This is a genomic window from Pseudomonas fluorescens (genome assembly GCF_040448305.1).
GTDB lineage: Bacteria > Pseudomonadota > Gammaproteobacteria > Pseudomonadales > Pseudomonadaceae > Aquipseudomonas > Aquipseudomonas fluorescens_BH.
Genome location: NZ_CP148752.1, coordinates 5,029,433 through 5,043,042, shown reverse-complemented (window position 1 = coordinate 5,043,042; position 13,610 = coordinate 5,029,433). Strand labels below are relative to the sequence as shown.

Annotated in this window: 13 protein-coding genes; 7 read left to right on the top strand and 6 right to left on the bottom strand. The window is 60.4% G+C overall.

The annotated features are described in order from the left end of the window. Positions 1-125: 125 nt before the first annotated feature. Positions 126-860, top strand: a complete 735-nt coding sequence (locus tag WHX55_RS22770) for a sulfite exporter TauE/SafE family protein (RefSeq protein WP_353743076.1) — start codon at positions 126-128, stop codon at positions 858-860. Here the strand turns inward: WHX55_RS22770 and WHX55_RS22765 are convergent. Beyond that, on the bottom strand, positions 850-1,704 hold the full coding sequence (locus tag WHX55_RS22765) for a LysR substrate-binding domain-containing protein (RefSeq protein ID WP_150726292.1): 855 nt from the start codon (positions 1,702-1,704) through the stop codon (positions 850-852). The two genes, WHX55_RS22770 and WHX55_RS22765, sit on opposite strands and share 11 nt — an antisense overlap. A 95-nt stretch (positions 1,705-1,799) precedes the next feature. On the opposite strand from WHX55_RS22765, the gene WHX55_RS22760 reads away from it, so the two are divergent. Together WHX55_RS22760 and WHX55_RS22755 are read left to right on the top strand one after the other, a co-directional pair. Next, on the top strand, positions 1,800-2,015 hold the full coding sequence (locus WHX55_RS22760; protein WP_008049076.1) for a DUF1127 domain-containing protein: 216 nt from the start codon (positions 1,800-1,802) through the stop codon (positions 2,013-2,015). A gap of 64 nt (positions 2,016-2,079) precedes the next feature. After that, complete coding sequence (locus WHX55_RS22755) at positions 2,080-3,309, top strand: winged helix-turn-helix domain-containing protein (RefSeq protein WP_353741377.1); 1,230 nt, start codon at positions 2,080-2,082, stop codon at positions 3,307-3,309. A gap of 102 nt (positions 3,310-3,411) precedes the next feature. Here the strand turns inward: WHX55_RS22755 and WHX55_RS22750 are convergent, their stop codons facing one another. Next, positions 3,412-4,758, bottom strand: a complete 1,347-nt coding sequence (locus WHX55_RS22750) for a class II 3-deoxy-7-phosphoheptulonate synthase (protein ID WP_150759484.1) — start codon at positions 4,756-4,758, stop codon at positions 3,412-3,414. Positions 4,759-4,908: 150 nt separating this feature from the next. Between WHX55_RS22750 and WHX55_RS22745 the strand changes: the two genes are divergently transcribed. Beyond that, complete coding sequence (locus WHX55_RS22745) at positions 4,909-5,664, top strand: spermidine synthase (RefSeq protein ID WP_150726295.1); 756 nt, start codon at positions 4,909-4,911, stop codon at positions 5,662-5,664. Positions 5,665-5,791: 127 nt separating this feature from the next. Here the strand turns inward: WHX55_RS22745 and WHX55_RS22740 are convergent, their stop codons facing one another. Next, a complete protein-coding gene (locus tag WHX55_RS22740) occupies positions 5,792-6,583 on the bottom strand; it encodes a crotonase/enoyl-CoA hydratase family protein (protein ID WP_150759483.1) in 792 nt (263 codons plus the stop codon). 422 nt (positions 6,584-7,005) lie between these two features. Between WHX55_RS22740 and WHX55_RS22735 the strand changes: the two genes are divergently transcribed. Beyond that, complete coding sequence (locus WHX55_RS22735) at positions 7,006-8,679, top strand: DEAD/DEAH box helicase (RefSeq protein ID WP_150726297.1); 1,674 nt, start codon at positions 7,006-7,008, stop codon at positions 8,677-8,679. A 151-nt stretch (positions 8,680-8,830) separates the two neighbouring features. On the opposite strand, the gene WHX55_RS22730 is transcribed toward WHX55_RS22735, so the two are convergent. After that, positions 8,831-9,598, bottom strand: a complete 768-nt coding sequence (locus tag WHX55_RS22730) for a class III extradiol ring-cleavage dioxygenase (protein WP_353741376.1) — start codon at positions 9,596-9,598, stop codon at positions 8,831-8,833. Between the two features lie 102 nt (positions 9,599-9,700). Here WHX55_RS22730 and WHX55_RS22725 point away from each other — a divergent pair, with 102 nt between their 5' ends. Continuing rightward, positions 9,701-10,357 carry a thiopurine S-methyltransferase gene (locus tag WHX55_RS22725; RefSeq protein WP_150759482.1) on the top strand — a complete coding sequence of 219 codons (657 nt, stop codon included), beginning with the start codon at positions 9,701-9,703 and terminating at the stop codon, positions 10,355-10,357. 177 nt (positions 10,358-10,534) lie between these two features. On the opposite strand, the gene htpX is transcribed toward WHX55_RS22725, so the two are convergent. Together htpX and WHX55_RS22715 are read right to left on the bottom strand one after the other, a co-directional pair. Continuing rightward, positions 10,535-11,425 (bottom strand): protease HtpX, encoded by an 891-nt coding sequence (gene htpX / locus WHX55_RS22720; RefSeq protein WP_007973520.1) that lies wholly within the window; start codon positions 11,423-11,425, stop codon positions 10,535-10,537. 315 nt (positions 11,426-11,740) lie between these two features. Continuing rightward, positions 11,741-12,952, bottom strand: coding sequence for a pyridoxal phosphate-dependent aminotransferase (locus tag WHX55_RS22715; protein ID WP_007973513.1), 1,212 nt, complete (start codon positions 12,950-12,952; stop codon positions 11,741-11,743). Between the two features lie 226 nt (positions 12,953-13,178). Between WHX55_RS22715 and msrB the strand changes: the two genes are divergently transcribed. Beyond that, positions 13,179-13,574 (top strand): peptide-methionine (R)-S-oxide reductase MsrB, encoded by a 396-nt coding sequence (msrB, locus tag WHX55_RS22710; RefSeq protein WP_150726300.1) that lies wholly within the window; start codon positions 13,179-13,181, stop codon positions 13,572-13,574. Positions 13,575-13,610: the final 36 nt, after the last annotated feature.

The following is a 13,610-nucleotide window of genomic DNA, read 5'->3' as shown; positions in this document are numbered from 1 at the left end:
GCAGGTTTGCGCCTGTGCGAATTTGGCACAGCCATTGTGCGGTGCTGTGCGTTTCCATGCCAGAAGCAACTGCGTAGGATCAAGGGCCTGACGGCAACGGGGAAAATGCTGTGATTGAGTTCTTGATGTATCTGGTGTTCGGCGCTGCGTTGGGTACGCTCGGCGGGTTGTTTGGCATCGGCGGCGGCCTGATCGCCATTCCGCTGCTGGGTGTGCTGTTCGGGCTCGATCAGCAGATAGCCCAAGGCACGGCGCTGGTGATGGTGGTGCCGAACGTGATGCTGGCGCTGTGGCGCTATCATCAGCGCAACCGGATCGAACTGCGCCACGCGTTACCGCTGGCCATCATGGGGTTCTGCTTCGCCTGGCTCGGATCGATCTGGGCGGTGGGCATTGATGCACAAACCATGCGCATAGGCTTTGTCGCCTTTCTGATCGCGCTGTCGGCGTACAACCTCGTTCGCATGTTCGCCGCCAGCACCCCGGCGGCTTCGCAGATGAACTACTCATGGCCCTGGCTGGGCGTGCTTGGCGCTGCATCCGGCACGATGGGCGGGTTGTTCGGCGTGGGGGGCGCGGTGGTGGCGACGCCGGTGCTGACCAGTCTGTTCGGCACCAGCCAGGTGGTTGCGCAGGGGTTGTCGTTGGCGCTGGCCTTGCCGAGTACCGGGGTGACGCTGGTGACTTACGCCGTGCACCATCAGGTCAGCTGGGTGATCGGCTTACCCTTGGCGGTCGGTGGGTTGATGAGCATCAGTTGGGGCGTGAAGGTTGCCCACGCATTGCCGGAGCGGCTGCTGCGCGGGTTGTTTTGCGGGTTCCTGGTGTTCTGTGCGGTGATGCTCGCCTTTAAAGTTTGAAGCCTTCGACGATGTGCTCGGCCAGGCACTCGGTGATGGGTGACGGGTTATGCAGGTTGCGCACGAGCATGATGCTGGCCTCGGGCAGCAGCGGCAGGTCCTCGGCCTCACCGAGGATGCGCATGTCCGCGGTGATCAGGCTTTCAAGTTGCGCCGTGACGGCCAGGCCGGCGCTGACCACCGCCATGATCGCCGACAGGCTGTCGCTGTTGTACGCCACCCGGTAATCGCGCCCCCGGGCATCCAGGGCATTGCAGGCCCACAGACGGCAGAAACAATCACTGTTGAACATCGCCAGTGGCAGCGGCGTCTGCTCATGAGCGCTGTAGCATTGCGCTTCGGCCCAGACAAAACGTTCCTTGCGCAACAACTGGCCGATTTCGCTGCCCGGTTCGCGGGTGACGATAGACAGGTCGAGGTCCTGGCGCATCAACAGTTGTTTTGATGATTCGCAGTGCACTTCTATCTGAATCAGCGGGTAAGACTGGGCAAACCGGCGCAGAATCCCCGGGAGGAATCGCATCACATAATCGTCCGGCGTGCCGATGCGCACGGTGCCGACCATGTCGGGTTCACGCAAGGTGTTGAACACTTCGCTGTGCAGCTTGAGGATGCGTCGCGCATAGCCGAGCAACACCTGGCCCTCGGCCGTCAGCCGCACCTGCCGCCCGTCACGCTGGAACAACTGGCGCTGCAGTACATCTTCTTCCAGTCGTTTCATCTGCATGCTAACGGCTGACTGGGTGCGGTTGACGATTTCGCCGGCTCGGGTAAAGCCGCCTTGGTCGGCGATGGCGACGAAGGTGCGCAACACTTCGGTATCGATACTCGGGTAGGCGGACATCCATCAATCTCCGAGATATGTGACATCAGAAACATTCGTTGGATTGATCTTAGACCCGGCGCGAGACTGGAGCCATCCAAACGGAGGGCAACAAGATGAAAGGTCAACACGAGTTCCAGGGATCAGAAAAACACTCGATTCACGTGATATCCGATCTGCTGCACAAGGTCGGCCGCTGGTACGAACTGCACCGCGAGCGCGAACTGCTGGCGAGCTTGAGCGACGAAGCGCTCAAGGACATCGGCATGAGCCGTGCGGATGTGGAGAACGAGTCGATCAAACCGTTCTGGAATGACCCGATGCATAAATGATGAATGCCACGCTACACAAACCCCTTACCGGTGAGGTAGGTTGCGAGCAGACAAGGAGGCACCCATGCCCGCAACATTGTCCTTTACCCTCAAACAGGCTCGGCGTCTGGCGCTGGCCGCCCAAGGGTTCAACGGGCGGTCGCCGCCAGCGGCGATCAAGGCTGTTGCGCTCAATCGCCTGATCGAACGGCTGGGCATTCTGCAGATCGATTCGGTCAATGCATTGGTGCGTTCGCACTACCTTCCGCTGTTTTCCCGCCTAGGCAATTATTCCTCCGATTTGCTCGACCAGGCGGCCTGGAGTCAGGGCCGGCGCCGTACGTTGTTCGAGTATTGGGGTCATGAAGCCTCGTTATTGCCACTTTCCATGTACCCCCTGATGCGTTGGCGCATGCAGCGTGCGAGCCGTGGCGAAGACATTTATCAACAATTGGCGCGCTTTGGCCGTGAGCAGCAGGACACGATTCGTCGGGTGCTGGCTTCGGTCGAGGAGCAGGGCGCGTTGGGTGCCGGAAGTCTGTCGACCCGTCAGGAACGGGCAGGGCCCTGGTGGGACTGGAGCGCGGAAAAACACGCGCTGGAATGGCTGTTCGCAGCCGGTGAAGTGACCGTCGCCGGGCGGCGCGGATTCGAAAGGCTCTACGATCTGCCGGAGCGGGTGATTCCCTCGGTGGTGCTTGCGCACCCCGTCCTGAGTGAAGACGAGGCCCAGCGCGGCCTGTTGCGGCATGCGGCAACGGCCTTGGGGGTCGGTACGGAGAAGGACTTGCGTGATTATTTCCGCTTGAACCTTGCGGACAGCCGCTCACGTTTGGCCGAGTTGGTCGAGGCCGGGGAATTGCTGGCTTGCGAAGTCCAGGGCTGGCGACAACCGGCCTATTGTCTGCCCGAGCCAAAAGTGCCGCGCAAAGTCACGTCCAGTGCCTTCCTCTCACCGTTCGATTCGCTGGTCTGGGAGCGCAGCCGGACCGAGCGGCTGTTTGATTTCCGCTATCGGCTGGAGATCTATACGCCGCAGGACAAACGGGTGTACGGCTATTACGTCCTGCCGTTTTTGCACAACGAGCGGATTGCTGCACGGGTCGATCTGCGCGCCGAACGGGCGGCGGGCCGTTTGGCCGTGCATGCGGTGCATGAAGAGGACGCGGGGCTGGATGAGGAGGGGATGCTGGCGTTGGCGGCCAATCTGCGGCAGATGGCGGATTGGCTGGGGCTGGCGCAGGTTCAGCTCAATTGCCCGCGGGCGAGTGCGGCAAGGTTGCGGGTGGCGTTGGCACAGATTGAGGGTGGCTGAGCTGGCCTCTTCGCGAGCAGGCTCGCTCCCACAGGGGAACGCTGTCCAATGTGGGAGCGACGGTGCGGCGATCCGACCTGCTCGCGATGGGGGCGCCGGGATTTAGCGCCGAACCTGCTTCAGTGTCTCAGCAATCAAAAACGCCAGTTCCAGCGACTGATCGGCATTCATCCGTGGGTCGCAATGGGTGTGATAGCGATCCGACAAGCCATCTTCGGTGATCGGCCGCGCACCACCGATGCACTCGGTCACGTTCTGTCCGGTCATTTCGATATGGATACCCCCGGCATAACTGCCTTCGGCTTCGTGCACCTGGAAGAACTGCTTCACCTCGCCAAGGATCTGCGCAAAGTCGCGGGTCTTGTAGCCGCTGCTGGCCTTGATGGTGTTGCCGTGCATCGGGTCGGAACTCCACAGCACCTGTTTGCCTTCGCGCTGGACGGCGCGGATCAGCTGCGGCAAGTGATCGCCGACCTTGTTCGCGCCCATCCGCGCGATCAGGTTCAGGCGACCGGGATCGTTCTGCGGGTTGAGCACGTCGATCAAGCGAATCAGGTCGTCGGGGTTCATGCTCGGGCCGACCTTGACCCCGATCGGGTTGTTCACCCCGCGCAGGAATTCGACGTGGGCGCCGTCGAGTTGGCGGGTGCGGTCGCCGATCCACAGCATGTGGGCCGAGCAGTCGTAGTAGTCGTTGGTCAGGCTGTCGCGACGCACGAAGGCTTCTTCGTAGTTCAGCAGCAGCGCTTCGTGGGCGGTGAAGAAACTGGTTTCGCGTAACTGCGGCGAACTGTCCATGCCGCAGGCGCGCATGAACGCCAGGGTTTCATCGATGCGGTCGGCCAGGTGGCTGTACTTTTCCGCCAGTGCCGAGTTGGCAATGAAGTCCAGGTTCCACTTGTGCACCTGATGCAGATCGGCAAACCCGCCCTGGGCGAACGCGCGCAACAGGTTCAGGGTGGCGGTGGACTGGTGATAGGACTGCAGCAGGCGTTCCGGGTCCGGCACGCGGCTTTTTTCGTCGAAACCGATGCCGTTGACGATGTCGCCACGGTAGGCGGGCAGGGTCACGCCATCGATGGTTTCGTCGTTGGCCGAACGCGGTTTGGCGAATTGCCCGGCCATGCGCCCGACCTTGACCACCGGGCAGCCGGCGGCAAAAGTCATCACGATCGCCATCTGCAACAACACCTTGAAGGTGTCGCGGATTTTCGCCGCGGAGAACTCGGCGAAGCTTTCGGCGCAATCACCGCCCTGCAACAGAAACGCGCGGCCCTGGGTCACTTCGGCAAACTGACGGCGCAACTCCCGGGCTTCACCGGCAAACACCAGTGGCGGATAGCTGGCCAGGGTCTGCTCGACCTGCTGCAAATGCGCGGCGTCAGGGTATCGGGGTTGTTGCTGGATCGGCAGGGCGCGCCAGCTGTCAGGGCTCCAGGGTTGGCTCATCACGGTCTCTAGTGTTTTCGCTCGGACGTCCATGTTATCAGCAAATTAGTGCGTGACCTGTTCCCGTCGCTTCGCCGACAATCTCGCCTTTGCCGCTCTCTACAGGCGGTGTTATTGCGTTGCCGGTCCCGGTGACGATCAGGAGATGAAATGACTGAGGAGCGCGTCGAGCATCTGCTCGCCGAGGTACAGGACGAGTTCGGCGTGATTCGCGTGCTGGAAGTGGCCGATTACCGTTTTCTCGAGTTCGGTGATGCCATCGAGCAAAGCTGCGTGTTCACGGCCGACCCGAGCTGGCTCGAGTACGACTACACCCGGGCGATGCTGATCGGCGCGCTGTGCCATGAGCAGCCGGAAAGCGCGCTGTTCCTCGGCCTCGGTGCCGGTACGCTGACCCAGGCCTGCCTCAAGTTCCTGCCGCTGGAAGATGTCGAGGCCATCGAGTTGCGCCCGGACGTACCGCGCCTGGCCATTGAATATCTGGGGCTGGATGACGATCCGCGCCTGTACATCCGCGTTGGCGATGCGCTGGAGCTGCTGGACACCGCCGAATCGGCGGACCTGATTTTCGTCGACCTTTATACCGACGTCGGTCCGGGTGTCGGACATCTGGCCTGGAGCTTTCTGGAAAACTGCCAGAAGCGATTGAATCCGGGTGGCTGGCTGGTCATCAATCAGTGGGCTACTGACGATGGCAAACCCTTGGGCGCCGCCTTGTTGCGCGGTTTGTACCACCGACATTACTGGGAGCTGCCGGTGAAGGAGGGCAACGTGATTCTGATCGTGCCGTCGGAGCTGGATCAGGAACTGGACATGGACGGCTTGATTGCCCGCGCCGAAGCGCTGGCGCCGCGGTTGGGGTATTCGTTGCAGTCGTTGATCAAGTGCATTCGTCCGGCTACTTGATTAATTGATCGTCTGGACGGGCCCCTTCGCGGGCAAGCCCGCTCCCACATCTATGGATCTTCGGAGCTGACCGGACCCTGTGGGAGCGGGCTTGCCCGCGAAAGGGCCATCAAAGCCAGTATAAAAATCAAAGCCCTTTGAAGACCCCAGGCCGCCGCTCCACCATCGACCGCACACCTTCCTTGACGTCCTCGCTGGCCATCAACTTCTTGACCAGCAGCGGCAACGCCTGTGCCGCCGCTGTTTCCCCTTCATACCGGGCCTGTCGCGCAGACATCAGCGTCGCCTGCACCCCAAGCGGTGCCTGGCGGGCGATCCGCTCGGCCAGTTCAATCGCCCGGGGTAGCAAGTCCTCACTGGCCATGACCTCCTGCACCAGACCCAGGTGCAAAGCATCACGGGCGTCGAATTCATCACCGGTCAATAACCAGCGCATGGCATTTCCCCAACCGGAGACTTGATGCAGACGCAGGGTGGCGCCGCCGAACGGGAAGAGTCCGCGTTGCACTTCCATCTGCGCGAACCGGGTGTTGCTGGCGCACAGGTTGATGTCGGCGGCCAGCATCAATTCGATACCGATGGTCAGGCAATACCCTTGGGCGGCGACAATCACCGGTTTGCTGACCCGGGGACCTGCGAACACCCCCCACGGATCACAGCCGCCGGGCGGAACCTGCCAGCCGTCAGCGAACGTGGTGCCGGCATTGACCAGGTCGAGCCCGGCGGTGAAGTGCTCGCCATGAGCGAACACCACCGCCACACGCGCCTCGCTGTCGGCTTCGAACTCGCCATAGGCCAGGCTCAACGCGTTGAGCAGGTCGAGATCGAAGGCGTTACGCTTGGTTACCCGATCCAGACCGATCATGAACACATGACCATGCCGTTCGCGGCTGACTCGACTGGAGCTGGGCTGATTCATGGAGCGATCCTCGGGGTGGGAAGGGCGTGCCGGACCGGCGGTCTGCACGGCAAAGGGTGAACCGTTTTAGCGCCATCACCCGCAAGGCCGGGCCTTTGAAAAATAGACGGCCGATCGATTATTCGCAAAGCTTGTGACACAACGGCGTATTCGGTGGTTTTTCGATAAAAAAAGCTCCCTTTTTGGGCAAATTCCGGTATAGTGCGCGCCGGCCTTTAGCCGGGCCGCGTTTAGGTAGAGCAATTCCCCGAAGTCAGCTTCGGCTGCACGTCCGTACTGCGGACTCTCCCTTGACGATTCTTTTCATTCATTCGTTTTCGCAAATCCCCGCCGACAAAGCTGCCAGGGCGACTCTTGAGTCTCAACACGGCACGCGCAGCTTTGGAGCATGGGTCTTTGCGGATGCACTTAGAGGCAGACCCATGACCCAGGAAACCGGCGGCTTCGCCGCTTTTAATCTTAATCCGAATATTCTTGCAGCCGTCACCGCGACTGGCTACGAAGAGCCATCGGCTATTCAGCAGCAATCGATCCCGATCATCATGGCCGGTCACGACATGATTGGTCAGGCGCAAACCGGTACGGGTAAAACCGCTGCGTTCGCCCTGCCGATCCTGCATCGCATCGATCCTGCAAAGCGCGAACCGCAAGCCCTGATCCTGGCCCCAACTCGTGAGTTGGCGCTACAAGTTGCAACCGCTTTCGAAACCTACGCCAAGCAAATGCCGGGCGTAACTGTTGTGGCTGTCTACGGCGGCGCGCCGATGGGCCCACAGCTGAAAGCAATCCGTAATGGCGCACAGATCGTTGTCGCCACTCCGGGCCGTCTGTGCGACCACCTGCGTCGCGACGAAAAAGTACTGGCGACCGTGAACCACCTGGTTCTCGACGAAGCCGACGAAATGCTCAAACTGGGCTTCATGGACGACCTGGAAGTTATCTTCAAGGCCTTGCCTGTCACTCGTCAGACCGTATTGTTCTCGGCCACCCTGCCGCAGTCGATCCGTGCCATTGCTGAACGCCACCTGCGCGATCCGCAACACGTGAAGATCCAGACCAAGACCCAGACCGTTACCGCGATCGAGCAGGCTCACCTGCTGGTTCACGCTGACCAGAAGACTTCGGCCGTTCTCAGCTTGCTGGAAGTGGAAGATTTCGACGCCCTGATCATGTTCGTGCGCACCAAGCAAGCGACCCTGGATCTGGCCAGTGCCCTGGAAGCCAAAGGCTACAAAGCCGCTGCGCTGAACGGTGACATCGCCCAGAACCAGCGTGAGCGCGTGATCGACTCCCTCAAGGATGGCCGTCTGGACATCGTTGTGGCGACCGACGTTGCCGCTCGTGGCCTGGACGTTCCACGCATCACTCACGTGTTCAACGTTGACATGCCGTACGACCCAGAATCCTACGTTCACCGTATCGGCCGTACCGGCCGTGCCGGTCGCGAAGGTCGTGCACTGCTGCTGGTGACTCCGCGTGAGCGCCGCATGCTGCAAGTGATCGAGCGTGTAACCGGTCAAAAGGTTGCTGAAGTTCGCCTGCCGGACGCTCAAGCCGTTCTGGATGCGCGCATCAAGAAACTGACCAACAGCCTGTCGCCGCTGGTTGCTGATGCCGAATCGACTCATGGCGATCTGCTGGATCGTCTGACCGCCGACATCGGTTGCACCCCGCGTGCCCTGGCCGCTGCTCTGCTGCGCAAGGCTACCAACGCTCAAGCGCTGACCCTGGCCGCTATCGAGAAAGAACGTCCACTGGTGCCGAACAATGCACCGCGTGGCGATCGTCCAGAGCGTTCCGGTGATCGTCCTGAGCGTGGCGACCGCGAGCGTCGTGCTCCGATGCCACTGGGCGAAGGCCGTGCACGTTGCCGTACCGCGCTGGGCGCGCGTGACGGTATCGCTGCCAAGAACCTGCTGGGCGCTATCCTCAACGAAGGTGGCCTGGCGCGTGAAGCGATCGGTCGCATCCAGGTGCGTGACAGCTTCAGCCTCGTCGAGCTGCCGGAAGATGGTCTTGAGAAGTTGCTGACCAAGCTGAAGGACACTCGCGTTGCCGGTAAGCAGTTGAAGCTGCGTCGCTACCGCGAAGATTGATCCGCTCTCGGGCTGATTGATCGAACATAAAAAATCCCCGACTGGTTCGGGGATTTTTTATGCCTGCTGTTTTGTGGTCGACGCTTGAGCTCTGTGGGAGCGGGCTTGCTCCGGGCGGCGTTCCGACTAAGGCCGCGAAACGGTCTGTCTGTCAGCCGAAGCGGTAAATGTCCATGCCCAGCGCACCCATGGTGAACCCTTGGTGAGCAACACTGAACTGCCCCCCGGCAGCGCGGGCAAAGTACAACGGCAACAAGTGCTCATCACTCGGATGATTGCGTACAGCGTTTGGCGCCTGCGCGCGATAGTCGTGCAACGCGGCTTCGTCATTCGCTGCGAGTTTCTCGATCATCCAGTCGCGAAATGCCTGGGCCCAGGGCTCAATGCTCTCGGGGCCGGCATGCCAGTCCAGTTCCCGCAGGTTGTGAGTGATGCTGCCGGAGCCGATCAGCAGGACGCCATGTTCGCGCAGGCTGGCCAGCGCGTGGCCAACACGGGTCTGCAGGGCGGGGCCGCCACGGGTGGGCAATGAAACCTGGACAATCGGGATGTCTGCCTGCGGGTACATCAGCGATAAAGGCACCCAGACGCCATGGTCGAAAGGCCGATTGCTGTCGATACGTGCAGCAAAGCCAGCGGTTTTCAATAACTCGGCAACCTCTGCGGCGAGTGATGGGGCGCCGGGAGCCGGGTACTGGACTTCGAACAGGGCTTTGGGAAAGCCACCGAAGTCATGCCAGGTTTCCGGTTGCGGGTTGCCACTGACCAGCAGCTCATTGCTTTCCCAGTGCGCGGAAACAATCACAATGGCCTTGGGCTTCGGTATTTCGGCGGCCAGGCGGGCAAGTGCCGGCCCGCTGGCGCCGGGTTCCAGGGCGAGCATGGGGGAGCCGTGGGATATGTACAGGCTGGGGAACATGAATGAGCTCCTGAGAGTTAAGATGCAACATCTTCAGTCAGATCATTAATCTAAATCTAATATAAGTTTTAGGGTGTTTTGATCGAATTTTCGGGGTTAATTATGCAGCCTGAGTTTTGGCACAAGAAATGGGCGGCGAACCAGATCGGCTTTCACCTGCCGCAGGTGAACCCTCATCTAAAGCGGTTCTGGCCAGCGTTAAGCCTTGAAGAAGGCGCACGCGTGTTGGTGCCGTTATGTGGAAAAAGCCTGGATTTGCTATGGCTCGCCCATCAAGGCCATGAGGTCTTGGGAGTCGAACTGTCGGAAAAAGCCGTCGAGGAGTTTTTCAGCGAACATGGCTTTGATCCGGCCGTCAGCGAGCAGGGGCCGTTCAAGGTTTATCGGGCAGGTTCCATTGAGCTGTGGTGCGGCGATTTCTTCGAGCTGACGGCCGGCGATGTGGCTGATTGCTCCGCACTCTATGATCGCGCGGCGTTGATCGCGTTGCCGGCGGAAATGCGAGAGCGCTATGCCGTCCATTTGAAGCGGATACTGCCGAAGGAGTCCCATGGCCTGGTGATTACCTTGGACTATGACCAGGCGCAAATGCCCGGTCCGCCGTTTGCTGTGCTCGATGATGAGGTGCGGCGGCTGTTCGGGGACTCGTGGGCGCTGAAGATCCTGGAGGATCAGGATGTTTTGAGCGAGAGCGGGAAGTTTCTGGAGGCAGGTGTCACGCGGCTGGAGGAGCGGGTGTATCGGGTTTCCAGTCGGTAATTAGTTGTTAGTTCCGGCCTCTTCGCGGGCAAGCCCGCTCCCACAATGATCTGTGGCGTTCGCAGATCCTGTGGGAGCGGGCTTGCCCGCGAAGAGGCCCTGAAAAGCACTGAAGCTTTTGAACAGACAAAAAAAGGCCCGCATCGCTGCGGGCCTTTTTCTTTGCTGTGGAGTGTATTAGCCCCGACGACGAGCCAGAGCGTCGATACGCTCTTCCAGCGGCGGGTGGCTCATGAACATGCGAGCGAACCCTTGCTTGATCCCACCGTTGATGCCAAAGGCGTTCAGGGTGTCGGGCATGTGCACCGGCAGCCCTTGTTCCGCCCGCAGGCGTTGCAGGGCGCCAATCATCGCGGCGGTGCCGGCCAGGTTTGCACCGGCTTCGTCGGCACGGAATTCGCGCTTGCGCGAGAACCACATGACGATGGCGCTGGCCAGGATGCCCAGAACCAGTTCGGCGAAGATGGTTGCCACGTAGTAGGCAATGCCCTGGCCTTCTTCGTTCTTGAAGATCACCTTGTCGACGAAATTGCCGATGATCCGTGCGAAGAACATCACGAAGGTGTTCACCACGCCCTGGATCAACGCCAGGGTAACCATGTCGCCATTGGCTACGTGGCCGATTTCGTGGGCCAGGACGGCTTTCACTTCATCCGGCGAGAAGCGCTCGAGCAAACCCTGGCTGACCGCGACCAATGCGTCGTTCTTGTTCCAGCCGGTGGCGAAGGCGTTCGCCTCGTAGGCCGGGAAGATACCGACTTCGGGCATCTTGATCCCGGCTTCGCGGGACAGTTGCTCTACGGTTTGCAGCAGCCATTGCTCGTGACGGGTGCGTGGCTGGGTGATGATCTGGGTGCTGGTGCTCATCTTCGCCATCCACTTGGAGATGAACAGCGAGAACAGCGAACCTGCGAAACCAAAGACCGCACAGAAGATCAGCAGCTGATTGAGGTTGAGGTCAACCCCATTGGCCGCCATGAACCCGTTGAAGCCGAAAAGGCTCAGGGTGATGCTGGCAATCAGCACGACCGCCAGGTTAGTGGCCAAGAACAGCAGGATGCGCATCATGGTTGTAGAAATCTCCTCAAGCTAAAGATGTAGCGTACTGCGGGGTATATAAGGTGCTGCACCGGGGTATTCAACCGGGTGACTATTTCAAACTGTGTCCTACGGCAACAGTCTAGCTGCTTGCAGGGCATTTCCGACAAGTATGCGGGAAGTGTTTGTCAGTCAATTCGTGTCGAAGGCCCCGCCTTTGTTAGGCGCGAGCAGGCAAGGCGCTGTCCGGCAGCGACAAAGCGACTGCCAGCGGCGTAATGCAAACAAATGTTGCCGGATGAATCACCGTGCGACCTGCGGGAAGGTCGCACGGTGACAGATCGCTTACTGGCGGTAGGACTTGAGGAAGCCGCCGATGCGTCCGATGGCCATTTCCAGGTCATCGACACGGGGCAGGGTCACGACGCGGAAGTGGTCTGGCCATGGCCAGTTGAATGCGGTGCCTTGAACCACCAGTAGCTTCTCGGAGAGCAGCAGGTCGAGGACGAACTTTTCGTCGTTATGGATCGGGCAGACCTTGGGGTCGATCCGCGGGAATGCATACAGCGCGCCCATAGGCTTGACGCAGCTCACGCCCGGAATGTCGTTGAGCAACTCCCAGGTGCGGTTGCGTTGCTCCAGCAGGCGGCCCTGCGGCAGCACCAGGTCATTGATGCTCTGATAGCCACCCAGGGCGGTCTGGATCGCGTGCTGGCTCGGCACGTTGGCGCACAGGCGCATGTTCGCCAGCATGTCGATGCCTTCGATGTAGCTCTGGGCGTGGTGTTTCGGGCCAGAAATGGCGATCCAGCCGGAACGGAAACCGGCGACGCGATAGGATTTGGACAGACCGTTGAAGGTCAGGCACAGCAGGTCCGGCGCCAGGGAGGCGGTGCAGATGTGCACGGCATCGTCGTAGAGGATCTTGTCGTAGATCTCGTCGGAGAACACCACCAGGTTGTGCTGGCGGGCCAGTTCCAGCATGCCCAGCAGCACTTCCTTCGAATACACCGCGCCGGTTGGATTGTTCGGGTTGATGATCACCAGGGCCTTGGTGTTAGGGGTGATCTTGGCCTTGATGTCGGCCAGGTCCGGCCACCAGTTGGCTTGCTCGTCGCACAGGTAATGCACCGGATTGCCGCCAGACAGGCTCACGGCAGCGGTCCACAATGGATAGTCCGGCGCTGGCACCAGCACTTCGTCGCCATTGTTGAGCAGGGCCTGCATCGACATCACGATCAGTTCGGAAACGCCGTTGCCCAGGTAGATGTCTTCAATGCCGACGCCTTCCACCTGCTTTTGCTGGTAGTACTGCATGACGGCCTTGCGCGCACTGAACAGGCCCTTGGAATCGCTGTAGCCCTGGGCGGTCGGCAGGTTGCGGATCACGTCCTGGAGGATTTCATCCGGTGCTTCGAAACCAAAGGGCGCCGGGTTGCCGATGTTCAGCTTGAGGATGCGATGGCCTTCCTCTTCCAGGCGCTTGGCGTGCTTGAGCACCGGGCCGCGAATGTCGTAGCAGACGTTGGCGAGCTTGTTCGATTTGCTGACCTGCATGGCGATGTGTTCCCGAAAATGAACGATCCAGACGGCGTTTGGGCAACCGTGCTGGGAATCCTGCGTATTCACACAGGCCTGACGCCTTGAGATGCAGCACCCATATTTCCGTTTGAATGCGCGTGGTCTGGCTGCCAGACTGGCGTTTGACGAGGCGCAATCATACGTGCCGCCCGATCCGTGGAAAAGGTACAGATCGGGCTTTTTCAGCCGCTGAGGTGTGATGATGGAAAAGTTGGAAAAAACCCTGGAAGAATGGAAGGCGATGCTCGATCCAGAGCAGTACAACGTGTGCCGCCTCAAAGGCACCGAACGTCCGTTTTCCGGCAAATACAACGCCACCAAGACCGACGGTGTCTACCACTGCATCTGCTGTAACGAGCCGCTGTTCGACTCCAGAACCAAGTTCGATTCCGGCTGCGGCTGGCCGAGTTTCTATGCGCCGATCGGCGACAGCGCCATGACCGAAATCCGTGATGTCAGCCACGGCATGATCCGCACCGAAGTGGTTTGCGCCAAATGCGACGCGCACCTGGGGCATGTATTCCCTGATGGTCCGCCGCCGACGGGCCTGCGTTACTGCATCAATTCGGTGTGCCTGGACCTGGTACCGCGCGGGTAATGCGAGCCCTGTAGGAGCTGCCGAAGGCTGCGATCT